At 42.0% G+C, this 24,308-nt stretch carries 19 protein-coding genes and 1 tRNA gene; 7 read left to right on the plus strand and 13 right to left on the minus strand.

The window, feature by feature from the left end:
* Positions 1-368: 368 nt before the first annotated feature.
* The 4 genes from DW103_RS13325 to DW103_RS13335 all read right to left on the minus strand — a co-directional run bounded on the left by DW103_RS13325 (position 369) and on the right by DW103_RS13335 (position 1,137).
* Positions 369-665, minus strand: coding sequence for a nucleotidyltransferase domain-containing protein (locus DW103_RS13325; protein ID WP_122276953.1), 297 nt, complete (start codon positions 663-665; stop codon positions 369-371).
* Entirely contained in the window at positions 644-769 is a 126-nt protein-coding gene (locus DW103_RS13330) for a hypothetical protein (RefSeq protein WP_233545688.1), read from the minus strand. Before DW103_RS13330 ends, DW103_RS13325 begins: the two co-directional genes overlap by 22 nt.
* 4 nt (positions 770-773) lie before the next feature.
* On the minus strand, positions 774-944 hold the full coding sequence (locus tag DW103_RS18275) for a hypothetical protein (RefSeq protein ID WP_199653025.1): 171 nt from the start codon (positions 942-944) through the stop codon (positions 774-776).
* A 119-nt stretch (positions 945-1,063) separates the two neighbouring features.
* Positions 1,064-1,137: transfer RNA gene (locus DW103_RS13335), tRNA-Met, on the minus strand.
* A gap of 197 nt (positions 1,138-1,334) precedes the next feature.
* Here DW103_RS13335 and DW103_RS13340 point away from each other — a divergent pair.
* The 4 genes from DW103_RS13340 (at position 1,335) to DW103_RS13355 (ending at position 6,256) form a co-directional block, all read left to right on the plus strand.
* Complete coding sequence (locus DW103_RS13340; RefSeq protein WP_122276957.1) at positions 1,335-1,718, plus strand: START-like domain-containing protein; 384 nt, start codon at positions 1,335-1,337, stop codon at positions 1,716-1,718.
* A gap of 100 nt (positions 1,719-1,818) precedes the next feature.
* On the plus strand, positions 1,819-3,741 hold the full coding sequence (locus DW103_RS13345; RefSeq protein WP_122277022.1) for an LptF/LptG family permease: 1,923 nt from the start codon (positions 1,819-1,821) through the stop codon (positions 3,739-3,741).
* 22 nt (positions 3,742-3,763) lie between these two features.
* Positions 3,764-4,981: a bifunctional 3,4-dihydroxy-2-butanone-4-phosphate synthase/GTP cyclohydrolase II gene (locus DW103_RS13350; RefSeq protein WP_122276959.1), complete on the plus strand. Its 1,218-nt coding sequence runs from the start codon at positions 3,764-3,766 to the stop codon at positions 4,979-4,981.
* Between the two features lie 81 nt (positions 4,982-5,062).
* Positions 5,063-6,256, plus strand: coding sequence for a pyridoxal phosphate-dependent aminotransferase (locus DW103_RS13355; protein WP_122276961.1), 1,194 nt, complete (start codon positions 5,063-5,065; stop codon positions 6,254-6,256).
* Between the two features lie 209 nt (positions 6,257-6,465).
* Here DW103_RS13355 and tsf read toward each other — a convergent pair whose 3' ends face one another.
* From tsf to DW103_RS13395, 8 genes are all read right to left on the minus strand, one after another.
* Complete coding sequence (gene tsf, locus DW103_RS13360; RefSeq protein ID WP_122276963.1) at positions 6,466-7,293, minus strand: translation elongation factor Ts; 828 nt, start codon at positions 7,291-7,293, stop codon at positions 6,466-6,468.
* A gap of 199 nt (positions 7,294-7,492) precedes the next feature.
* Positions 7,493-8,338 carry a 30S ribosomal protein S2 gene (rpsB, locus tag DW103_RS13365; RefSeq protein WP_122276965.1) on the minus strand — a complete coding sequence of 282 codons (846 nt, stop codon included), beginning with the start codon at positions 8,336-8,338 and terminating at the stop codon, positions 7,493-7,495.
* A gap of 137 nt (positions 8,339-8,475) precedes the next feature.
* The gene (gene rpsI / locus DW103_RS13370; protein ID WP_005637642.1) at positions 8,476-8,862 is read right to left on the minus strand and encodes a 30S ribosomal protein S9; all 387 of its coding nucleotides are present in this window, start codon (positions 8,860-8,862) and stop codon (positions 8,476-8,478) included.
* Between the two features lie 5 nt (positions 8,863-8,867).
* Positions 8,868-9,323 (minus strand): 50S ribosomal protein L13, encoded by a 456-nt coding sequence (rplM, locus tag DW103_RS13375; protein ID WP_122276967.1) that lies wholly within the window; start codon positions 9,321-9,323, stop codon positions 8,868-8,870.
* A gap of 335 nt (positions 9,324-9,658) precedes the next feature.
* A complete protein-coding gene (locus DW103_RS13380) occupies positions 9,659-11,818 on the minus strand; it encodes a hypothetical protein (protein WP_122276969.1) in 2,160 nt (719 codons plus the stop codon).
* A 27-nt stretch (positions 11,819-11,845) separates the two neighbouring features.
* The gene (locus DW103_RS13385; RefSeq protein WP_147381216.1) at positions 11,846-14,185 is read right to left on the minus strand and encodes a fimbrial protein; all 2,340 of its coding nucleotides are present in this window, start codon (positions 14,183-14,185) and stop codon (positions 11,846-11,848) included.
* A 33-nt stretch (positions 14,186-14,218) separates the two neighbouring features.
* Positions 14,219-15,463, minus strand: a complete 1,245-nt coding sequence (locus DW103_RS13390; RefSeq protein WP_147381217.1) for a hypothetical protein — start codon at positions 15,461-15,463, stop codon at positions 14,219-14,221.
* 655 nt (positions 15,464-16,118) lie between these two features.
* Positions 16,119-16,745: a porin family protein gene (locus tag DW103_RS13395; RefSeq protein ID WP_122276976.1), complete on the minus strand. Its 627-nt coding sequence runs from the start codon at positions 16,743-16,745 to the stop codon at positions 16,119-16,121.
* A 131-nt stretch (positions 16,746-16,876) separates the two neighbouring features.
* Between DW103_RS13395 and dnaE the strand changes: the two genes are divergently transcribed.
* Entirely contained in the window at positions 16,877-20,677 is a 3,801-nt protein-coding gene (gene dnaE / locus DW103_RS13400) for a DNA polymerase III subunit alpha (protein WP_122276978.1), read from the plus strand.
* Between the two features lie 72 nt (positions 20,678-20,749).
* Complete coding sequence (trxA, locus tag DW103_RS13405) at positions 20,750-21,064, plus strand: thioredoxin (protein ID WP_122276980.1); 315 nt, start codon at positions 20,750-20,752, stop codon at positions 21,062-21,064.
* On the opposite strand, the gene mnmD is transcribed toward trxA, so the two are convergent.
* Complete coding sequence (gene mnmD, locus DW103_RS13410; protein WP_122276982.1) at positions 21,059-21,733, minus strand: tRNA (5-methylaminomethyl-2-thiouridine)(34)-methyltransferase MnmD; 675 nt, start codon at positions 21,731-21,733, stop codon at positions 21,059-21,061. The genes trxA and mnmD overlap by 6 nt on opposite strands.
* Positions 21,734-21,876: 143 nt before the next feature.
* Between mnmD and DW103_RS13415 the strand changes: the two genes are divergently transcribed.
* Positions 21,877-24,264, plus strand: coding sequence for a TonB-dependent receptor (locus tag DW103_RS13415; protein WP_122276984.1), 2,388 nt, complete (start codon positions 21,877-21,879; stop codon positions 24,262-24,264).
* Positions 24,265-24,308: the final 44 nt, after the last annotated feature.

The following is a 24,308-nucleotide window of genomic DNA, read 5'->3' on the forward strand; positions in this document are numbered from 1 at the left end:
GCAATACCACCTATTATGATAGTAATACATTTGTTAAAAAATCATTGAAGAAAAAGCAAAAGTGATAGAAAATAATAATTGAGAGATACGCATACTTTAATGATAGCAATACAATCATTTGACACGAACACCCATCAATTATGATACGAATACAACCACACAAAGCAATTTCCTATTCAAGAAATAAGAAGTTCGATTTGTAATATAGAAAGCAGATAATGGGCATATTGTTTTATCACCACCGTAAAAAGCGTACTACCCCTCTTGCGTTCAACGAACGTGAAACGAAAAAAATACGTTCGCTGTTTTTCCGTTCAACGTTCGCATTTTTTCCGTTCATCGAACGTTGAACGAAAGGATGGTAATACTTATATAAGAATTCCGGTTTTGGTTATATCAAGATAAAGGGGATTATTTGTATCCTCCGTAAGTAAAACAGGCTCTATCAAGTTACTTACCTTACGTCTAAGTTTCCATAATATAGGAGTATCTTCAAAATAGTTTTCATTAAGATGTTCCACCACAACCGCAATGTCAATATCACTATCTTCTCTATAATTCCCCTTGCTATAAGAACCATAAAGATACAAAGCCTTTAACGGAAGCGATGAGGCAACCATTTCTTTATATTTCTTCGCAAGTACTATAGCTTGTTCTTTATCCATAACTGCAAATTTCGGGTGTCATCTAATAACTTTTCACAATAATCTTTTGTAAGACTTTTCATTAATCGGTCTTTGTAAGACGGATAACGTGCTTCTATATTCAACGGCTCAAGCCTGTCTATAAAATCTGCCTTCCCTTATAGCCCTCTGTTGGTTCAACATTTCCTGCTGCCTCTTTTTCTCTTCCAACGAGATTGGCTGCTTCTTCCAAGATTCGATTGATTGCAGGGTTGTTTCTATCCATTGCTTGTGAAATTCATTAATATAAGTTCGTTCCATATACAATTCCTTATTTGCATTGTTTTCTACAATGATACGTGTTCAATTGGAAAAATCAAATAAGAAGATTGCGTGTAGATACAAAAAAAGACTTGCAGAATTCTGCAAGTCTTTTTTTGTAGCGAGACCCGGGATTGAACCGGGGACCTCATGATTATGAATCATGCGCTCTAACCAGCTGAGCTATCTCGCCATCATGTTGTCATTTTGTTTATTGACGGTGCAAAAGTAGAGTTTATTTTCATACTATGCAATACTTTCGTAAAAAAAGTTCGTTATTTTTCAGGGAGCGCGGCAAAAGTCTTAAGCCGGAGAATACTTTTTTTGCAGATAGAATTTGGCAAATATCGATTCTTTACGTAACTTGCTGCGCAATAAACACAATGAAAGATGAAAAAAGAGAAATTTCATATCGAATACGTTTTCGATAAAGTTTCACGACGAAGCTTATGGAATCACCTCACTACACCCCCCGGACTATCTGCATGGTTTGCAGATGATGTTATCATCAAGGATAACACATACACATTTAAGTGGGACAAAGACGAACAAGAGGCTGAAGTTGTATCCATAAAACCGGAAATCAGCGTGCGTTACCGCTGGGTCGAGGAAGAAGACAGTAACACCTACTTTGAGTTTATGCTCCATACTATCGAACTAACCGGAGGTACAAGCCTCGAAATAACAGACTTCGCGGAACCCGGAGAAAAGGTGGATTCTATCGATTTATGGGATACGCAAATAGAAGAACTAAAACGTACACTCGGCATTTAGGTAGTTTTAGAGATTTCTATACGGTTTCTATCGTTTTTTTACACTACTTTTGCCCCGTCAATCGATAGTAATGTTTAAAATAAAACGATTATATACATTTATGCTGCAGACTTTTCTGCCGCTGTTTTTTATGACCTTCGGCATCTGTCTGTTTATCGTGCTGATGCAATTCTTGTGGAGGTACGTAGACGACATGGTTGGAAAGGGATTGGGGATGGCCGTTCTGGGTGAAATGTTTTTCTATGCAGGCTTGTATCTGTTGCCGATGGCACTCCCGTTAGCAATCCTGCTGGCTTCATTAATGACTTTTGGAAATCTGGGAGAACGGTTGGAATTGCTGGCGATGAAATCGGCGGGCGTCTCGTTGATACATATCATGCGACCTCTTATTATTACGGTAAGCATCATATGCGTAGGAGCATTCTTTTTCCAAAACGATGCAATGCCCATTGTACAAGTGAAACTCCAGTCACTCCTGATTTCCATGCGTCAAAAATCACCGGAGTTGGATATTCCGGAAGGGGTATTCTATAAGGACATCGAAGGATATAATATATATGTAAAGCATAAAGATACCAAAACGGGGCTACTCAGAGATTTGATGATTTACGACAATTCCGACGGTTTCAAGAATGCCAGCGTGATTGTGGCAGATTCCGGACGGTTGAAAATGTCGGCCGATAAATTATTACTGTTCCTTACCCTTTACAACGGAGAAACGTTTGCCAATCAGAAGGGTATGTCATCCAACTCCGGGAATAAGAATACAGCTCCCCCCCATCGCCGGGAATCGTTTACAACCCGGGACATCATGATTGAATTCGACTCAAACTTTTCACGCACGGACGAATCGCTTCTGCAAAATCAATATATCGGCAAAAACCTAAAAGACCTTCAGACTTCCCTTGACTCCATGACGGTACGTCTGGACAGCATACGAAGCGTAAATGCCCAAAACGTATACGAAACGTCGTACAAAAAAACACTTGCCAAACCCCAACAACCGCAGGTGGCAAAGGAGGAGAAAAGCAAGGCCATGACTGCGGATGCAATAGAGCAAAAACCGGAAACAAAAGAAAAAGAGGAACCGGTTATCGTGATGAATTTCGATAGCTTGTACCAAGCGAAAGATCCGGCCAATAAAGCGACATTGCTGACACGGGCAAAATCGAGCATGGAAAATACCAGGGGCGACTATTTCTTTAGAGCGGCGACATTTAGCGACGAAGCTTACAAGGCACGCCGGCATTTAACGGAATGGCATACCAAGTTTACAGTATCATTTGCCTGCCTGGTGTTCTTTTTTATCGGCGCACCACTCGGAGCTATTATCCGAAAGGGAGGGTTGGGGACACCGGTTGTCCTTTCCGTCATCCTCTTCATTTTCTATTATGTCGTCAATAACATCGGATTTAAAATGGCAAGGGATGGCGTTTGGGAAGCTTGGCAAGGAATGTGGTTGAGTTCGGCGGTTCTTACTCCGTTAGGTATTTTTCTGACTTACAAAGCGGTAAACGACTCGGTTATCCTGAATGCCGACACTTACCTGAACGCATTGAAGAACCTAATCGGCAAACGCGCCGGACGCAAAGTGGAAGCAAAAGATGTTATCATTTATAGTCCTGACTATCAAGCAATCGTGCCCCGTTTGGAACAATTGTCCAAAGACTGCAAGAACTACCTGGCCGACCATAAACGATGGCTCAATTATATTTCTTTCTGGAAAGAGGGAGGACACGACCATACCGCCCAAAAGCTGGCTCGTGAAATGAACGATATTATTGAAAATTTGTCCAATTCAGATCAAAATCTGGTGTTGAACAAATTAATGGACTATCCGATAATCAGTGGTTACAATAAGCTGAACACTAAAATTAACGGGAAAATGGGCCTAATAATCGGTATTTTCCTGCCTGTAGGGTTACCGATATATTTATTGGCCACTTATCAACGCAAACTTTTACGCCATGATATCAAAACGATAGAAAAGACGAGCGAAGAATTGATTGAGATAATTGAATAATGAGAAATGAAAATTGAAGATTATGAGCGAAGTTAAATTAAACACCATCGAGGAAGCTATCGAAGATTTTCGCGAAGGAAAATTTCTAATTGTCGTAGACGACGAGGATCGCGAAAATGAAGGTGATTTTATTATAGCAGCCGAAAAGATAACCCCCGAAAAAGTAAATTTCATGCTGAAAAACGGCCGTGGCGTATTGTGCGCGCCTATTACCGAAGAACGTTGCCAGGAACTGGAACTGGAAATGCAGGTAATGGACAATACTTCTTTGCTGGGAACTCCGTTCACGGTGACGGTCGATAAACTGGGAGGCGGCTGTACAACAGGTGTTTCCATGTTCGACCGCGCAGAAACAATCCTGGCGCTTGCCGACCCGAAAACAAAGCCGTCCGATTTGGGACGTCCCGGACATATCAATCCGCTTCGTGCCCGCTCGCGTGGTGTACTTCGACGTGCCGGACATACGGAAGCCGCTGTAGACTTGGCGCGCCTGTCCGGACTTTATCCTGCCGGAGCATTGATTGAAATCATCAATGAGGACGGGACAATGGCACGTCTGCCGGAGTTAATGGAAGTCGCAAAAAAATTCGATATCAAGATTATTTGCATTAAAGACCTGATTGCCTATCGGTTGAGAACGGAATCAATCGTTGAAAACGGTGTGGAAGTGGACATGCCGACCCAATATGGTCATTTCCGCTTAATCCCTTTCCGCCAGAAAAGTAACGGATTGGAACATATCGCGCTGATAAAAGGCAAATTCGAGAAAGACGAGCCTATCTTGGTCCGCGTTCATTCCTCTTGTGCCACAGGCGACATTTTCGGTTCGATGCGGTGCGAATGCGGCGAACAGCTCCACGCAGCCATGAAACGGATTGAAGAAGAGGGAAAAGGGGTAATTGTTTACCTGAACCAGGAAGGACGCGGAATCGGACTGATGGAAAAAATGAAAGCCTATAAACTCCAGGAAGACGGACTGGATACCGTCGATGCCAACCTGCATCTCGGCCACCAAGCTGACGAACGCGATTATGGCGTAGGAGCACAAATACTCCGTCATTTGGGCGTAACAAAAATGCGCCTGATGAGTAACAATCCGGTCAAACGCGTAGGGCTGGAGGCATACGGATTAACAGTAGTAGAAAATGTTCCCATAGAAATCACTCCAAACAAGTATAACGAGTTTTATATGAAAACGAAAAAGGAGCGGATGGGACATGTGTTACACAACATCAAATAATTAGCAAATTGTTGCAAAAATGATGATTAATAACTACTTTTGTTGCAACTATATAAAACAACCTATACAAAAAGCAGTGTCATGACACAAGTTTCAGATCGTTTAGCAAGTCTGTCGCCATCAGAAACCCTGGCGATGTCTCAAAAGAGCAATGAGCTTAAAGCTCAAGGTATTGACGTTATCAACCTAAGTGTGGGAGAACCGGACTTTTATACCCCCGACCACATTAAGGAAGCTGCCAAAAAAGCGATTGACGATAACTTTTCGTTCTATTCGCCGGTACCCGGTTATATGGACCTCCGCAAGGCTATTGTAGCCAAGCTGAAAAACGAAAACGGCCTGGACTATACAACAGATCAAATCATCGTTTCGAACGGTGCAAAACAATCTGTTTGCAATGCTTTGCTTAGTATAATCGGCCCGGGTGACGAGGTAATCGTTCCGGCTCCTTACTGGGTTAGTTATGTTGAAATGGTAAAATTGGCTGAAGGTACGAACGTCGTGATTTCCGCAGGTATTGACCAGGATTTCAAGATTACACCGGCACAGTTGGAAGCTGCCATCACTCCGAAAACAAAGGCTTTAATCCTTTGCTCGCCGTCCAATCCGACCGGAAGCGTTTATAGCCGTGAGGAGTTGAAAGGTCTGGCTGAAGTATTGGCAAAACATGAAAATATTATCGTGCTGGCCGATGAAATATATGAACATATCAATTATATCGGAGCCCATCAGAGTATCGCGCAATTCCCGGAAATCAAAGACCGTGTAGTTGTTATCAACGGTGTATCAAAAGCCTATGCAATGACGGGCTGGCGCATCGGTTTTATTGCCGCTCCGCTTTGGATTGCCAAGGCTTGCAACAAATTGCAAGGACAATATACATCAGGCGCAAGCTCTATTGCACAAAAAGCGGCGGTAGCAGCTTTTTCCGGGGACCAGACTTGCGTAGAAAAAATGCGCAAAGCGTTCCTCCGTCGTCGCGATTTGGTTATCGACCTATGCAAAGATATTCCCGGAATAAAAATGAATGTTCCCCAAGGAGCTTTCTACGTATTTCCTGAAGTAAGTTCATATTATGGAAAAAGCGCAGGCGACCGTAAAATCACGAATGCTGCCGATTTAGCCATGTATCTGCTGGAGGTTGGTCACGTGGCAACCGTAGGTGGTGCAGCTTTCGGTGCTCCCGAATGTTTACGTTTTTCTTATGCTACTTCCGATGAAAATCTGCAGGAAGCTATCAAACGTATCAAAAAGGCATTGGCTGAATTAAAATAAAAACAAGTCATAAGTATCAGATAGAGAGGGTATTCGAATGAATATCCTCTCTTTTTATTTCGCTGAGAATCGATTATTTATTTTTTTGTGGAGGATGGTACGGAATATGCGAAGGATTTCAGGGATAAATGACACTCTTCAAAACAAGAGAATAAAAAAGGCCGCCGGATAATTCCGACAGCCTTGCAAATATAAACTCGACTTTATTATTAGTCAACATTCAAAGTAATACGTTTGAAAGAAACTACAGTCAGTTCTTTGTTTGCAGTATGCAAATACTGATCGATAGTAAGTTTTGCATCTTTTACAAATTCCTGCTGCAACAATGTATTTTCTTTGTAATATTTCTGGATAGCACCCTGAGCGATACGGTCCAACAAATTTTCAGGTTTGCCGGCTTCACGAGCTTTATCCTTCGCGATATTCAATTCCTGGTCGATAATATTCTGCGGAACTTCTTCCGGACGCACAGAAACAGGGTTCATAGCGGCAACCTGCATAGCAACGTCGCGAGCCATCTGGTGTTCGATATCAGCCTGGTTGAAAGCAACAACCGTAGCCAACTTGTTACCCGGGTGGATATAAGAGATGGTGGAAGCACCATTCACAAACTCGTAAGCACCCAATTCCATTTTTTCACCGGTTACCCCGATACGGTCAGTGATATGTTCCTGAATAGAACGTCCATCAGCCAACGGAGCAGCCAGTAAATCTTCTTTAGTAGCCGGTTTCTTATCCATAGCCACATTCAGAATATCCTGAGTCAGCGCAATAAATTCACCATTTTTAGCAACAAAGTCAGTTTCGCATTTCAAAGCGACAACTGCGGCAAATTCACCCTTATCGGCTGCCAATACACAACCTTCGGAAGCTTCACGATCCGAACGTTTTGCGGCAACAGCCTGTCCTTTTTTACGGATGATTTCCATTGCTTTGTCGAAATCACCATTAGCTTCTTCCAAAGCTTTTTTGCAATCCATCATTCCTGCACCGCTCATTTTGCGCAAGTGAGAAATATCAGCCATTGTAACTGCCATAATCTTTATTTTTTTATTTGTAGTTAGTAGTTGGTAGTTAGTAGTTAGTAGAAAATTCAGTCATTTCTCGTAGCCTAAACAGTAGCCATCTACTAACTACCCACTACTAACTACTAACTACTTAAAAAACGGTGTGCCAACCAGCAGCATAACCTAAAGTTAACCACACAGTAGACACACCGCAATATTAAAGAATGAATTATTCTTCTATATCTTTAGCGAACTTGTCGATAACTTTTGCGTTCAACGCTTCGTCGTCTTCTTTCTTCGTACGTTCTTTCTTCACAGCAGCTTTTGCTTTGCGTTCTCTTTTAGGAGCTTCGCCTTCGCCGGCAGCCTCTGTGTCCACCTTTTCAGCTTTGCGTTCCTGCAAACCTTCGTTCATAGCTTCGCAGATAGCGCCCAAGATAACTTCTACGGATTTTGTAGCATCATCATTAGCCGGAATAACGTAGTCGATATTGTTCGGGTCCGAGTTCGTATCAACCATACCGAATACCGGTATACCCAGACGGTTAGCTTCGCGAACTGCGATATGTTCTTTCATTACGTCAACAACGAACAAAGCGGACGGCAGACGAGTCAGGTCCACGATAGAACCTAAAGTCTTTTCCAATTTGGCACGTTGGCGAGTAATCTGAAGTTTTTCTCTTTTGGAAAGATTATCAAATGTACCATCTTTAGTCATCTTATCGATAGTAGTCATCTTTTTGATGGCTTTACGGATAGTCGGGAAGTTAGTCAACATACCACCCGGCCAGCGTTCGATAACGTAAGGCATACCTACTGCGGAAGCCTTATCGGCGACAACTTGTTTTGCTTGTTTTTTAGTCGCAACAAAAAGCACTTTTTTGCCCTGTTTAGCCAGGTTTTTCATTACTTCTGCTGCTTCGTCTACTTTTGCAACTGTTTTATATAAATCAATGATATGAATACCATTGCGCTCCATGAAGATATACGGAGCCATAGCGGGGTTCCACTTTCTTTTTAAGTGTCCGAAGTGTACACCAGCTTCTAATAACTGATCAAAATTAACTCTTGACATTTTTTTCTTTTTAAATCGTTTACATTCTTTTGTTTAACTCAATCATCAGGTAGTCTTCCCGCATGTCCGCATGTAAAAAGAATCCCGACAATTTAGATACTAAACGCTTTGTCGTTGTAAGAAACTCACAAATAACATTAACGTTTGCTGAACTGGAATCTCTTACGAGCCTTGGGACGTCCCGGTTTTTTACGTTCAACGGCACGCGGGTCGCGAGTTACGAAACCTTCTGCTCTCAGAGCCGACTTATCTTCCGGATTGATTTTCACCAATGCACGTGCGATTGCCAGACGAGCTGCTTCAGACTGACCTTTGAAACCACCACCATCGAGGTTGATTTTAATGTCATATTGTTCTGCAACGTTCAGCTTAGCGAGCGGTTGCTTAACAATAAACTGAAGGATTGTAGAAGGAAAGTAATTTGCAAGATCACGTTTGTTGATAGTTATCTTTCCCGTTCCTTCGCTAACGAATACGCGAGCAACTGCTGCTTTACGTCTTCCTATTGCATTTACTACTTCCATAGTTATTATTTAAGTGAGTTTATATCGATTGACTTGGGTTGTTGAGCTGCGTGTTTATGCTCAGTTCCTGCATACACATATAAGTTATTCAATAACTTAGCGCCCAGACGGTTTTTAGGTAGCATACCCTTTACTACTTTACGGAACAGACGGTCTTCGCCTTTAGCCAGCAAATCTGCCGGAGTATATGCGATTTGTCCACCGGGATATCCGGTATATCTCAGATAAATACGATCGTTCCACTTGTTACCTGTCAGAACGATTTTGTCTGCATTGATGATAATTACGTTATCACCACAATCAACGTGCGGAGTAAAATTGGGTTTGTACTTGCCGCGCAAAAGCTTCGCTACCTTTGCACAAAGGCGTCCCAAAGTCTGTCCTTCGGCGTCAACAATGACCCACTCTTTGTTTACAGTTGCTTTGTTTGCAGAAATGGTCTTAAAACTTAAAGTATCCACTTGCTTAAAAAATTAATTAATTAATAACTCTAAAAAACAAGAATCAATCCTCGCGTGCATTGTTACTACGGACACTATTGACGTAACAACGTGCTAAGAATTAAACTCTTAGTACATTTTTGATAATATTCGGCTTGCAAAGGTACGGCTTTTCCGTGAAATACAAAACTTTTCCGTATCTTTTTCTATCTCTGATGGTTCAGGGCGGATGCAAAACAAATCCTTCGCACCTTACTTCTAACTATCACAAAGGGCGCAGAAAACTCCGCGCCCTTAGCTCCCTATATCCTGTTAAGGATTCGGTTATATTGTAAGTCAAACGAAAAAATATAGGCTTATTGTTTTCCTAATGTCATACTTGAATCGGTTATGAGTTCTGAAATCTTTTTACTATCGGCGTAATCACCATCTCCCAATCCCAAGACTGTGCCCGTAATATGACAAGCAAAATTCAATTCTTCATTTACAGACACTCCTGCCCGTATTGTCATACTATATTTACCATTACTCGGTCGCATAAATCCTGTAATATAATCTGCCGGAGTTACCGTAATCGCAACATTTTGATCTATATTAGACGTTCCTCCTATTCGGCTTCTCTTCAAATTCGCATTTGTAATCTGATAATCTTTTTGCAAGATATAATTATTGGTATAATCTATACGACCAGAAAGATAGCCTGTAGCAGCCAACTGAATAGTACCAATTGCACCATGCTTATTAGTTGTTACCGTTACTTCATTTATACCAGCTTTACCCGGGAAATTCTGTATGGTAACAATGCCGTTTCCTGAGATGGTTACAGGAGCATCGCTTTCCATCGTAAATTTCAATGTAAAGGTTGAACCGTTTTCATAAAAAGCAGGACCTGCAGACATGTTAGTAAAGGCACTCTTGCCTTCCATATTCATGGCAAATGTTCCATCTGCAAAATACTCATTTGTGATGGTCGGATAAGTATCTATCACATCCTGAATCGTTTTAAATATCAACGTTTTCGTACCGGTTGTCTCAGCCTCATAAACATAATAAATAGACCCATTCCGATTTTCTACCAGCATGTCCTTCTGACCGGCAACTTTTGCAGGATTCAAACCGTCTGCCTTGATATAACATTTAATAGGAAGCAACGAAGTCGGGAAATCCGAAGGAATTGTGAAAGTTAATGGCACCTCTTGTCCAAGCATATCCTCTTTATAACTTACCGGTTGGGGATCAAAATCATATTGCTTACTGATGAAAACAGTTACGATACGAGTCAGTACCCCCGCATTCACACGCAACATGGCAGAGTCCAGTGATAAATTTGTGCGATTAGCCGGAAGTTCAACATTTGCCGTTATAATTCCGTCATTCCCAACCGTCAATGTAGTTTCATCTGTTATTCCCGGCAATATAGGATTCTGTTGATGACCATTATGAACCAATTTAACAGATATCTGACCATTATCAGTGCTATTACTTCCTGCCGGATAATAATTTGCATTAAACTTAAGTGTCCCATTATTCACAAACAAATGGAAAACCGGGTCAACGATTAATTTATTTCCTGTTTTATCAGAAACAGTCGAAGCCTCTTTGATAACTTCCACATAAATATTATTCGTAGGAGAAGCCTCTAACGCGGCTTCAAAAGAAGGACTCCCTTCTGCACCTTCTTCTATTTTATTGATAATAACCCGATAGACATAGTTTCGCTCAATCGGGTATGGAGTACCCTCCTTATCCAATAATTGTATTTTATAAAATTGGTTCTTTCCTTTCCGTTCAACAATTACAGAAGTCTGCCTGTCATATGTATTTTCATATTCATACATATACTTGGGTTCCGTATTACAATTTTCTTTTTTATGATTCTCAAAAGTACAATCAGCCGGGACATTTAAAGAACCTTCCTCCGCAACAACCGTACCCTTGGTAGCATAATGAGAAAGAGCAAAACCACCTACTACAAAATCGCATCCCTCAGCAGCTTCGACCGTAACTTTGGCATAATTGCGAAGCATTTCGACTGCTATTGTTTGAGATAAGTTCACATTTCTAACACATCCCCATGCCACATAAAAATTAGTTTTATCAGAAGTAAGTATAGACATTAGAGATATTTCCGTCTCTCCTTCCGGTATCACATACGCATCATCTTTCCAATCATAATTAGCAATAAAATGAATGGTAGAAGTCTCTATCGGCACCAATGCAGAACCTGTTCCGGATGCCGTACCCGAATCCGGATTTTCATTTATTTGATTCACCTTTGCTTCTACTCGTCCCAGAAAATTACCACTCGCATCGAAAGTCATCAATGAAATGGTTTCGACCTGCGTTTCGCTCCCGGCACGTGTCACCGGCTTAAAATCAGGCAAATCGTTTACTCGAAAATTCAGTTGAACTTTATTACCTACTATTACCTTTCCGGAATCTGAATCCAGAACCTCATCCGTACAAGAGAAGAAGGTCAATAGTATTGCTGAAAATATATATATGATTCGTTTCATCGTTGTTTATATTTTAATAATTAGACCTTATTCATAAATATCTCTCACACAGCGAACTGCATTTGTTGCCGATACACGCGGGTCCATAAAATCTATTCTACTATAAATAGCACTCCAGTAACCCTCCCCTTCTAATATTTTTTTCACATCACATTCTACTGTATTTTGAAGAATATCGATTAATAATAATTCAGATTTTGTAGGAACTCTCCAACTTCCAAATTTATTATCAACAATATTTCCGGAATTATCATTCTCTATATAACCAGCACAAAACTCTTTTGCCGTCGTTTCATTTTTACCACTATTAACCCCCACCTGAGATGCAAGAACAAAATGAGGAGAGATTAGATTATTATTAGCTGCGCCTGCAACTGTACAATCAACATAACTATCTAGAGTATAGGTAGTTTCCGTCCTTGTATTTTGTTTTGAACTTACTTTACCAAAGTGCTCTAATTTTTTCTGAGGATAACCTAAAACCGCATTTTTAAAATCAGCCTTTGCCGCAGCTCCGGCAGCTTGACGTTCGGATAAAGTCCCTTTATGATTATGACCATTTCCTCCCCAACCAGATTCTGACCATGTTTCATCTAATTGCAAACTAACATCCTGAAGAGATGAATAATCGGCAATCAATGTTTTAAAGATATACATCTTACTATTAGTTTGTCCGGAACCTCCATCTGCTGTTGTTTTGGATACATAATTAGATATATATAACGGCGGATACTGATGAATCGTCACATCCTCACTCAATCCTTCCTCATTCGTAACTTTGAAGGATATTTCCTTCGGAACAAAATTAATCGGAAGCTCACTGGAAATATTGATAGAACCATTATTCCCCTTACTATTCGTTATATCTATATTAAGGTTCTTATAAGAAGTTCCATTTGTTACCTTAATATCACTAATCTTTATCGGTGAAGAAGACTGGAAAGTCGTAGATATAGAGGTAATATTCGGCATTGTCATTTCCGTACGGGCTACCACCAAGAAAGCTGGGTCGACAATATCGACAGATACTTCACGAACAATTACCTGCCAAGGTTTCAATTCCCAATTAAATGTAGCTTCACGAGTATTGACATCAATCGTTCCGACTACATCATACAAATTTCCATGAACAATGCCGTCCGTACGACAAGTTTCGGATTTAGTCGGATTAAATACCAATTTATATGACTTCTTAACTTCTTCAAGCGTTTTATCCATTTCTTGGACCGTTTTAGTCTCCGAAGAAATGATTGTTGTCTTATCAAAATATCCATCTTGTCCCCAACCATTTCCTCCTTGCTTACTTGCCCAACGATACTCCTCAGAAAACGTTTCAATTGTCTTCTCTTTAAAGACCCCATATTTCAAAGTACCATTTACTCTTATAGTCAATGGATTTTCTTGTGGACTATATGTTTTCTCATATGTATAAAAAGGTACTGTAGCCGTTGAACCTGATAATTCGATTTGATAGTCGTTTACACGATATCCTTTTACATCATTTGTATTTAAGGCCTTTTCGCTTGTCGACATAAAAGCATCAGATTTCAATGCGACATTCGAGACTAAAACCGTTTCGATTGTGAAAAGCCATGATTTCTTAGTAATGGTCGTTGTCTTGACATTATTAGGGACATACAACCATTTACCATCACTATGAGTATGCATTTTACATTCACCTGGAATATTACTACCCGGTACATATGTTTCTGGATTTTTAGCTATCTCCAATAAGTCATTCAGCGTATATTTTAATTCTGTTTCAGCCGGACTAATCTCTTCTGCCGGGACATTCACCTTAAAAGATAAATCAACCCGGGCCGCAAGTTGAGTCAATTCAATCTCAATATTATTTGATTGCCCCTTATTAATCGTCACTGGCTTTTCTCCGAACTTTACCAGATTATTCGCTTGGAAAGTAGCAGCACCTTGGTCGGCAAGTTGTTCCTTCAAAGCCTTAAAAGAAGCATAAGTCGTAGCCGCCTCCAATGTAGTTTCCGGCAAAGAAGAATTAGCCAAAACCAACATATTGTAGCTTCCACCTTTAACCAAGATATCAGAAACCTCATAATAAGTTCGACCATCACCCAAATTACCAGTAGCTTGATTAAAAGACTGATATTTAAACCCCATCCTATCTCCGGTAAGTTCATCAAAGAAGGCGATAGCACAAGTATTTATCTGAATTTCTTCGGAAGTAGCATAGTCATAACCATCCGCAGCAGCTTTCGTAACTACCCCTTTAGTAGTCAAAGAAATACTCACACCCGAATTCGGAATAGAACGATCTATTACATCCTCATCCGTACATGCTGACAGAAGAAAAACGCCAGCCGTCAATATCGATATAAAGCTTTTCAATTTCATATTACTTATCATTTATTTTTACCCCTTTCAATATTATTCGTATTTTACTTCCTGCATACCTTGTTCTATTTTGTTATGCAGCCAATCTTTTGTTGTGATTTGAATTGTCGCAACCGCATTCTTAATCGTCACATGCAATTGGTAAAGATGTCCGGCCAGTACTTCGTTCGTATCGCCCGTTTTGATATAAAAAGAACATTCACCAGGTATACCTTCCACTTCATATCTGATTGTTACTTTCGTCTTCTTGCTTTCGCCCACATTCGAATTCTGATAGGTATAAAAGCGATAATCCAAAGGATGCAGGTCATTATTGCTTCCTGCCTCATCCAGAAAAGAAGTAGTCGTGTAAACCTTGTTATTTTCAGGCAATTCCAACAGTCCATCTGTCGGATGTAATACCGAGTTTTCTACCCGGGAGTCCATAATAATATCCTTTACGATTGCTCTAACACCCGATGCAGAAATATCTCCCCCATTATTAGTTGTAATGGATTTCAAATTGCCGTTATTATCCTTTTCATCACGGGTTGTAATCAAGTCGGCAACAACTTTACCAGTTGCCGTTACCACCTTAAAAGACATCAACTCTATGGCTGCCGCCCGAAGCCCTAACTCGATTTCAGCCTTTCCACATTTAATGTTTCCATCATTACATTCGAATGCTTTTGTTTTATCGGAAGTTTGATACCCATTCTCGGTATCTTGAGAATAAGGTTTTATTGTATTTTCGCCTACTTTAATGAAATCAGTGATAGGATTACCTACACCGTCACCTCCTATAACACGCTGTTTCAATGCCTTCAGAGAGGTTGCTTTCGAAAATATATTTGTTTCAAAATACTGACCTTCATCAGAATTCATACCAACCACAAAAACCGTCAAATCCGGTTCTTGTCCTTTTTTTACCTTCACCAAGATATGTTTCTGTTCATTTATCCCATATTTTCCATTTCCTAAAGATATGATATCAGACTTGGAATAATGTCGGCTTCCGATAATTTCATCCCCATTAGCTACAAAGGCAAAGCACTCATTTACAGCCATTTCCTCGGAATTCATTTTACTATAATCCGAATCGGCTTCCGGTCCTGTTGTGCTACCCGCTTTTGTACCCAAATTTTCTTTAGCAGAAATGTCAACTAAAACTGCAGCATATACATCTTTATATGTATCTTTGCCTCCTTCTCCGGCATTCATCGCAATCTCTTCACTCATTGAACAAGAAAGCATGGCTATGAGAAGCCCTATACTTAACGCAATATTTTTTAGCCTCATATTATTTATTTTTATGTTTCTATTTCAGTCCTTATTTTAACCATAGTTCTGATAGGACTATGGTTTTTTTTATTTCAAAATTCAACGCTTACCTACCTCGTATTCTTAAACATTCCTATCTAAAATAGGGTCTAACTTTCTGTTACTCAACTCTTGATAACGCAAGTCCTATCAGGACTACGGCTTTCAAATGTTGTTTTTAAGTTTACATTGCAAAAATAAAACAGATATAGTTGCCGAATAATAGGTATGGCTTTCATCTTTAAGTGGTAAATGTGGCAATAAATCAAATTGATAGGGATACCCCCCCGAAACGATAGATTTACGCAAACTCTTCATCATCTTTTCGAACCCTTCAAGCTCATTCGGAGCTTACGCTTTCATATACAACAAATTACGACTGGAGATAAAGGGCTGAAGAGGTTTGAAAAACGAATTAGCAAATGATACAAAATAGTTATCTCCCCCTATTTTTCAGCTTCTTACCCCTATTTATCACGCTCAGGGTTATATCTTTTATCTTACAGACCGACAAGAAAAGATTATAAACTTTTTATTATAAGATGTAACGATCTTTCTTGAAAGACTTACGGTTTTCCGACAAAAGACGTAAGTCTTTTTTTCCTATATTGCCTGTTCTTTAAATAAAAAAAGTTTACCGGAAGAGATAACCTAACGACATCGTTACATTATTCTGATATAGAGAAGATTCGCCTTCCTGCTTTACAGAAAGCCGATTGAGTGTCCCGCACAAAGCACCGACGGAGAAAAAGCAGTTTTTATATTCGACCATCAGGCCGACATTTACACCCAAGTCGAAAGATTTCAGGTCGGTTTCTTCCGTTTGGCCGAAATGGATGTCTACATCTTGATTTCTCGTCCTCATCTTACCGAAGAGGGAAAAATCAAGGGCCGGCCCGGCGAAGACTCCCAGACGAACATCGTCTATTAAAAAGGTATAAGCCAGATTGACCGGAACTTGGATAGAATAATAGTTACATTTATTATAAGAATTGCGCGCTCCCTCCACCTCGTAGTTCGAAAGAAACGAACCACCCTGGTTGACAAAAGCCACTTCCGGACGCAACGACAGTCCTTTATATAAATGTATATCAGCAAGGCCGGCCACACTAAAACCAAAACGGGCACCGGCACGATAACTGTTTTCGACATTTTGTATCATCGATGAATAGGCTCCTCCAGCTCGTACACCAAAAGTTACCTGGGCGATAACAGGCATCATCAACATAGCTAAAAGCATTATCAATCCTATTTTTCTCATATCTGTTACCTTCTGATTTTATGAGCAAAGATACACTTTTTCACTTGCATAATCATATACGATAGAATAATTTTGCAAAATAAGCCGTATCTTTATAGACCCAAATTAAAATATAGATATTCATATACGAGATGGAACCGTTTATACATTTACACGTACATACCCAGTATTCTCTGCTGGACGGACAGGCCTCTATCGATGCCCTGATAGGGAAAGCACAGAAAGACGGGATGAATGCCATTGCCGTGACTGACCATGGAAATATGTTCGGCATCAAAGAATTCTTCAATAAAGTATCGAAGAAAAACAGCAAACCGCTGGATACAATCAAAGCATACGAGAAAGAGTTGAAAGGGCTGCAAGGTAAAACGGAACTAACTCCCGAAGAGCAGACGCAGCTTCAGGAACTACCCGGCAAAATAGAAGAAGAGAAAAAACAGCTATTCAAACCTATTTTCGGATGCGAATGTTATTGTGCACGCAACGGACGGGCAAACAAAAACACGAAGGAAGACCGCAGTGGCTGGCATCTTATTGTACTGGCTAAAAACCTGAACGGATACAAAAACCTGATTAAAATGGTATCCATTTCATGGACCGAAGGTTTTTACGGCCGTCCCCGTATCGACAAGGAATTGCTGGAAAAATATCACGAAGACCTGATTGTCTGTTCTGCCTGCCTCGGTGGGGAAATTCCACAGCACATCATGCACGGACGGATAGACAAAGCGGAAGAAAGCATCCTTTGGTTCAAAAAATTGTTCGGCGAAGACTACTATCTGGAAATGCAACGGCATGAAACACATGACCCCAATGCCGACAACACTACTTATCCTAAGCAACAGGAAGTAAACAAAGTCCTGATTGAACTGGCTCATAAACATAATATCAAGCTGATTGCCTCCAACGATGTACACTTCGTCAATGAGGAAGATGCCGAAGCCCACGACCGTTTGATTTGCCTCAGTACAGGAAAAGATTTGGACGACCCGACCCGTATGCGTTATACCAAGCAGGAATGGATGAAGACTACGGCAGAAATGAATGCCATTTTCGCCGACATTCCCGAAGCACTCAGCAACACAACGGAGATAGCCGGCAAAGTAGAATTTTATTCTATCGACCACGGCCCCATCATGCCGACTTTCGCCATTCCGGAAGAGTTCGGTACCGAAGAGTCGTACCGGCAGAAATATACCGAACAAGATTTGTTTGAAGAATTTACCCGCGATGAAAACGGGAATATCGTACTCAGCGAAGAAGAAGCACATTCTAAAATAAAGAAACTCGGCGGATACGATAAATTATACCGTATCAAGCTGGAAGCCGACTACCTGAAAAAACTGACCTATGACGGAGCCAAGATATGTTACGGCGAAAACCTAAACGACGAAGTGACGGAACGGTTGAATTTCGAACTGCACATCATGAAAACAATGGGTTTCCCGGGATACTTCCTTATTGTGCAGGATTTCATCCGTGCTGCCCGCGAAGAGCTTGGTGTTTCGGTTGGTCCCGGACGTGGTTCGGCAGCAGGTTCGGCTGTTGCTTACTGCCTCGGTATTACAAAAATAGACCCGATTAAGTACGACCTCCTGTTCGAACGTTTCCTCAACCCGGACCGTATTTCCCTCCCCGATATCGATACCGACTTCGATGATGACGGACGTGGCGAAGTGCTTCGCTGGGTTACGGAGAAATATGGAGCGGAACGCGTGGCACATATCATTACCTACGGTACAATGGCCACCAAATCCGCCATCAAGGATGTAGCCCGTGTACAGAAACTCCCGTTATCCGAGTCAAACCGACTTGCCAAGTTAGTGCCGGATAAGATTCCGGATATGAAGAAATTCAAGCTAGGCGATGCTATCAATTATGTGCCCGAACTGAAAGAAGCCGCTACCGGCAACGACCCGCTGGCACGCGATACCCTGAAATACGCCCAAATGCTGGAAGGGAATGTTCGTAATACCGGCGTACACGCTTGTGGCGTTATCATCGGACGATATGACATATCGGACGTTGTTCCCGTCAGCACGGCCAAGGACAAAGATACCGGAGAAGAAATGCTGGTCACCCAATATGAAGGTTCCGTCATCGAGGAAACGGGACTTATCAAGATGGACTTCCTGGGGTTGAAGACGTTATCAATCATTAAAGAAGCAATTGAGAACATCAAACTGACCACCGGACAGGATTTGGATATCGACCATATCAGCCTGGAAGATCCTCCTACATATAAATTATATTGTGAAGGTAAAACAACCGGAACATTCCAGTTCGAGTCCGCCGGCATGCAGAAATATTTGAAGGAGCTACAACCTTCCAAGTTTGAAGACCTGATTGCCATGAATGCCCTGTATCGTCCGGGGCCAATGGATTATATCCCTTCCTTCATCGCCCGTAAACATGGCAGGGAAGAGATTAAATATGATATTCCTGTAATGGAACGTTACTTGAAAGACACATACGGTATTACGGTTTATCAGGAACAGGTCATGCTTCTGTCCCGCCTGTTGGCTAATTTTACCCGTGGTGAGAGTGATGCCCTTCGTAAAGCAATGGGTAAGAAACTGATTGAAAAGATGAACCATCTGAAATCCAAGTTTATGGCAGGTGGCCAGGCGAATGGTTACAAAGAAGATACATTAAATAAGATATGGTCCGACTGGGAAAAGTTCGCTTCCTACGCGTTCAATAAAAGTCATGCCACCTGTTACTCATGGGTTGCTTACCAGACTGCTTACCTGAAAGCCAATTACCCGTCCGAATACATGGCGGCCGTATTGAGCCGAAGTTTGTCCAACATTGTGGATATCACCAAGTTTATGGATGAATGCCGGACAATGGGTATCCAAGTACTCGGCCCGGATGTAAACGAATCCATCCTGAAGTTCAGTGTCGATAAGAACAAGAACATCCGCTTCGGTCTGGGTGCTATCAAAGGAGTAGGCGAAGCGGCCGTACAAAACATTATCGAAGAAAGAAAAAAGAACGGACCGTACAGCAATATCTTCGATTTCGTGGAACGCGTCAACCTGACTGCCTGCAATAAGAAAAACATCGAATCGCTGGCTTTGGCCGGTGCTTTCGATAACTTCGGCATCCAACGCGAACAGTTCTTTGCCGAAACGGGGAAAGGCGAAATTTTCCTTGAAACGCTCGTTCGTTACGGGAATAAATTCCAAACGGACAAGAGTACGGCGACCAACTCCCTGTTCGGAGGCGACGCTTTCGTCCCTATCGCCAAACCTGAAATTCCGCAATGCGAACGTTGGGGCGACCTGGAAAGGCTAAATAAGGAAAAAGATCTTGTCGGTATTTACCTCTCCGCTCATCCGTTGGACGATTATCGCATTATATTGACGTATGTATGCAATACCGGTATGGCTGAGATAAACGACCGCGACAGCCTGAAAGGACGTGAGTTGTTGCTGGGTGGTATCGTTACTGCATTCCGGGAAGGAACTACCAAAAACGGTAAACCGTATGGCATCGTCAAGATAGAAGATTTTACAGGCAGTGGCGAAATAGCTCTTTTCGGCAACGATTATATCGAGTATAGCAAATACTGTAAAACCGGAATGTATTTGCTTATTAACGCCCGCGTGGAACCGCGCCGCTGGAACGAGAACGAGCTGGATTTCAAAATCGGTTCCATCCGTCTCCTGCAAGATGAGAAAGACCGATTGATAGAGAAAATCAGTATCACCGTTCCAATTCATGACTTGGACGAACCGACTATCAACGAACTTTCAGTTCTGATAAAAAACAATCCCGGACAAAGCCTGTTATATTTTAGGGTAGTGGATAGCGAACATAATATCTCGCAAAACTTTTTCTCGCAAAACATCCGGCTGAACGTAACCCGTAACTTGGTTGAGTTCCTGCAGGAAAATGAATATATCGACTTTAAAATTAACAGTTGATATTGTACAGTGCGGAAAGAATTATTACTTTTGGCAGCGCCAACTGATAACTAACTAAAAATATATACAATTATGGCTTTACAAATTACTGATGAGAATTTTGAGGAGTTGGTAAACTCCGGCAAACCTATGGTGCTTGATTTCTGGGCAGAATGGTGCGGTCCGTGCCGCATGGTATCTCCCATCATCGACGAACTGGCTACAGAATACGATGGCCGTGTGACAATCGGAAAGATGGATGTCGACAACAACAACGATGTAGTAGCCCAATTCGGTATCCGCAACATACCAACCGTTCTTTTCTTCAAGGATGGCAAGGTTGTAGACAAACAGGTAGGAGCTGCTCCCAAACCGACATTTGTTTCTAAAATAGAAGCTCTTTTATAATTTGACAGCGCGTAACATTTCGCGTTTTCCAGGAGGGCCGGGTATTCTTTCAACAGCATATCCGGCCTCTTTCATCATACGCCTGACTGCCCCTTTAGCGCAATAGGTAGTCAGAATGCCTCCGGTTGTCATGCAGGCATACAGCTTATCGAATATCTCCTGATTCCACATTTCCGGCTGCTTGTCCGGTGCAAAAGCATCGAAATAGGCTAAATCAATCTCAGCGGGCAATTCCATCTTGTTACTGTCGCCCTGTAATTTATGCAAGACGAAATGCGTTGAAACCCTGACCGGCTTTCCCCATTCTGCCAGATGAAGCGCATGAAAACAGGACTTTTTCTCCGCACAGACCAGCTCTCCATAGTTCAAAGCTTCCGTCAATCCGGCATCCAATGGATAACGTTCCACCGTATAATAGTAAATTTCCCGTCCGGCCGCCTCAGCATCCAACAGAGTCAGGAATGCATTCAGTCCCGTACCGAAACCGATTTCCAGCACCTTTACCTTTTCCCGCTCCAAATGATGTAACCCCGCTTCTATAAACACATGACGCGATTCCTGTACCGCACCGTTCACCGAATGATAATGTTCGTCCATATCTGGCAGGAACAAAGTATGACTGCCATCTGCCGTCAGTTGCAATTCCCGGTTAATCCTATTTTCGTTCATCTTCCTCTATTTTCTTCCTTCAGCCGACAAAGATAGGGAAGATTTGTCTAACAACTGTGAAACGGACAATCTTGCCTTACAAATCAACAAAAGAGCCATATAAATTCATATCTTTGTAAACGGATTATTAATACAGGCCGAATATGTACAAAGTACTTTTCCTTTTCCTCCTTTCGTTCGTTGCCGTACAGACAGCAAAAACGCAACAGAGCTATTCGATTAAAGGAATAGTAAAAGATGCGGCAAGCGGTGAACCCATCAACATTGCCAATGTGGCAATCTGGAACACGGCAAAAGGAAGTGTGACCGACTCGGCCGGATATTTCGAAATACCATCCGTAGCTCCCGGCAGTTATCGCCTGCAAGCCTCCTATCTAGGCTATAAGCCGGTAGTGACGGCTGAATTCCGCGTAGCCAACAAAGACGTCTTTTTCCCGATAGAAATGGAAGAAAGTAGCGAAAGTTTACAAGCCGTCACCATTGTAGCTTCACCTTTCCGCAAGACGGCAGAGAGTCCGCTCGGCTTGCGCGTAATCGGCTTTAAAGAAATAGAAAAGAGTGCGGGAGGCAACCGAGATATTTCCCGGGTGGTACAAACCTTTCCCGGGGTAGCATCGACAGCTGCTTTCCGTAACGACCTGATGGTCAGAGGTGGAGGACCATCCGAAAACCGTTTCTTCCTGGATGGGGTGGAGATACCGAACATCAACCATTTTTCTACGCAAGGAGCATCAGGAGGACCAGTCGGGATTATTAATCCGGACTTTATCCGCGAAGTGAATTTCTATTCAGCTGCTTTCCCGGCTGCCAGGGGAAATGCGCTCAGTTCGGTACTGGATTTTAAACTTCAGGACGGAAATAAGGAGAAAGCTTCATTCCGGGGTATTCTCGGAGCATCCGATGTTGGTTTCTCGGCAAACGGTCCGCTAGGAAAGAAAACGACTTGGCAGGTATCCCTCCGCCGTTCGTACTTGCAATTCCTGTTCGATATGATTGGGTTGCCATTCCTACCGACTTTTACGGACGCCCAGTTTAAAATAAAGCATCATTTCAACCAAAAGAATGAGTTAACCTTCTTAGGATTAGGAGCTATCGACAACATGAAGCTGAACACAGGGATGGAGGATATGAGCGAAGAGAACCAATATATCCTTTCTTACCTTCCCGTTGTCAAACAAAAGACGTACACACTGGGAGCCGTCTACAAACATTATGCGGGCAGGAACATATACTCGCTGATTGTCAGTCGCAGCCAACTGAACAACAAAAACATCAAATATCGTGATAACGACGAAAGCAGCCCCGACAACCTGACACTGAACTACCGCTCAGACGAAATAGAGAATAAGTTCCGCACCGAAAACACATTCCGCCTACCTTTTGTACAACTCAATGCAGGTGCAAACGCAGAATACGCGACCTATAAGAACCGCACTTTTCAGAAAGAGTTTACAACAATTCCTAACGAAATCAATTATCGAACCGACTTGGGACTTTGGAAGTGGGGATTATATGCAACCGCTATTTACGAAAGTCATGATGAACAGTTTACCGCTTCGTTGGGCTTCCGGGCCGATGCCAACAACTATTCTTCAGAAATGAATAACCTAATAAAGCAGCTATCACCGCGCCTATCACTTTCCTACCGGCTTTTCGGCCCCGTTTATCTGAATGCCAATGCCGGACGTTTTTACGAACTTCCGCCTTATACGACACTCGGTTTCAAGGATGAAAATGGCTACTTTGTGAATAAAACCAACGAACTTAGCTATATCTGCAGTAACCAGGCCGGACTGGGACTGGAATACCGTCCTTCCAACTATCTGAAATTCACAGCAGAAGGTTTCTATAAACAGTACAATCATTATCCTATGTCGCTCATAGACAGCATCCCGCTGGCCTCGAAAGGGACGGATTACGGCGTACTAGGCAACGAAGAAGTCAATTCCACCGCCAAAGGGCGTGCCTATGGAATGGAAGTGATGGGCCGTTGGTACAACTATAAAGGGTTGACTTTCATCGCCTCTTACACCTTTGTTCGCAGTGAATTCAAAGACGGCAGAAATAGTGGTAAATATATCCCTTCCGCTTGGGATAATCGTCATCTATTCACTTTCAGCGGAACTTATTCCCTTCCGAGAAACTGGGATGTCGGTTCCAAACTACGTATTGTAGGTGGTGCTCCCTATACGCCGTATGACATAGAGAAAAGCAGCCTTGTCGAAGCTTGGGATGCCAGTGGCAGCCTATATTACGATTATAGCCAATTCAACAGCAAACGCTTGAAACCATTCACTCAACTGGATATCCGCGTGGACAAAACATTTTACTTGAAAAAGATAATGCTAGGCTTCTACCTCGACCTTCAAAACGTACTGAACTCCAAATACAACCAGCAGGACGTCTATATCAAAACAGGTAAGATACTAAATCCGGAATCCCCAGCCGGACAACAACGTTACGAACTGAAAGCCATCCGCCGCCAAACAGGAACTCTTCTCCCCAGTATCGGGGTCACCGTTGAAATCTAAGGCGTAAAAAAGAACTTAATTTTCAAGCTATTCTTTTGTTGCTG

The organism is Parabacteroides sp. AM08-6, assembly GCF_003473295.1.
GTDB lineage: Bacteria > Bacteroidota > Bacteroidia > Bacteroidales > Tannerellaceae > Parabacteroides.

What these genes read in the sequence shown, in the direction of transcription:
- DW103_RS13355 (WP_122276961.1), top strand. Translation starts at nt 5,063, where the DNA reads ATGACACAAGTTTCAGATCGTTTAGCAAGTCTGTCGCCATCAGAAACC.
- mnmD (WP_122276982.1), bottom strand. Translation starts at nt 21,733, where the DNA reads ATGAACGAAAATAGGATTAACCGGGAATTGCAACTGACGGCAGATGGC.
- dnaE (WP_122276978.1), top strand. Translation starts at nt 16,877, where the DNA reads ATGGAACCGTTTATACATTTACACGTACATACCCAGTATTCTCTGCTG.
- DW103_RS13340 (WP_122276957.1), top strand. Translation starts at nt 1,335, where the DNA reads ATGAAAAAAGAGAAATTTCATATCGAATACGTTTTCGATAAAGTTTCA.
- DW103_RS13380 (WP_122276969.1), bottom strand. Translation starts at nt 11,818, where the DNA reads ATGAAACGAATCATATATATATTTTCAGCAATACTATTGACCTTCTTC.
- DW103_RS13395 (WP_122276976.1), bottom strand. Translation starts at nt 16,745, where the DNA reads ATGAGAAAAATAGGATTGATAATGCTTTTAGCTATGTTGATGATGCCT.
- DW103_RS13350 (WP_122276959.1), top strand. Translation starts at nt 3,764, where the DNA reads ATGAGCGAAGTTAAATTAAACACCATCGAGGAAGCTATCGAAGATTTT.
- DW103_RS13415 (WP_122276984.1), top strand. Translation starts at nt 21,877, where the DNA reads ATGTACAAAGTACTTTTCCTTTTCCTCCTTTCGTTCGTTGCCGTACAG.
- tsf (WP_122276963.1), bottom strand. Translation starts at nt 7,293, where the DNA reads ATGGCAGTTACAATGGCTGATATTTCTCACTTGCGCAAAATGAGCGGT.
- DW103_RS18275 (WP_199653025.1), bottom strand. Translation starts at nt 944, where the DNA reads ATGGAACGAACTTATATTAATGAATTTCACAAGCAATGGATAGAAACA.
- DW103_RS13325 (WP_122276953.1), bottom strand. Translation starts at nt 665, where the DNA reads ATGGATAAAGAACAAGCTATAGTACTTGCGAAGAAATATAAAGAAATG.
- DW103_RS13390 (WP_147381217.1), bottom strand. Translation starts at nt 15,463, where the DNA reads ATGAGGCTAAAAAATATTGCGTTAAGTATAGGGCTTCTCATAGCCATG.
- rpsB (WP_122276965.1), bottom strand. Translation starts at nt 8,338, where the DNA reads ATGTCAAGAGTTAATTTTGATCAGTTATTAGAAGCTGGTGTACACTTC.
- DW103_RS13385 (WP_147381216.1), bottom strand. Translation starts at nt 14,185, where the DNA reads ATGAAATTGAAAAGCTTTATATCGATATTGACGGCTGGCGTTTTTCTT.
- rpsI (WP_005637642.1), bottom strand. Translation starts at nt 8,862, where the DNA reads ATGGAAGTAGTAAATGCAATAGGAAGACGTAAAGCAGCAGTTGCTCGC.
- DW103_RS13345 (WP_122277022.1), top strand. Translation starts at nt 1,819, where the DNA reads ATGCTGCAGACTTTTCTGCCGCTGTTTTTTATGACCTTCGGCATCTGT.
- trxA (WP_122276980.1), top strand. Translation starts at nt 20,750, where the DNA reads ATGGCTTTACAAATTACTGATGAGAATTTTGAGGAGTTGGTAAACTCC.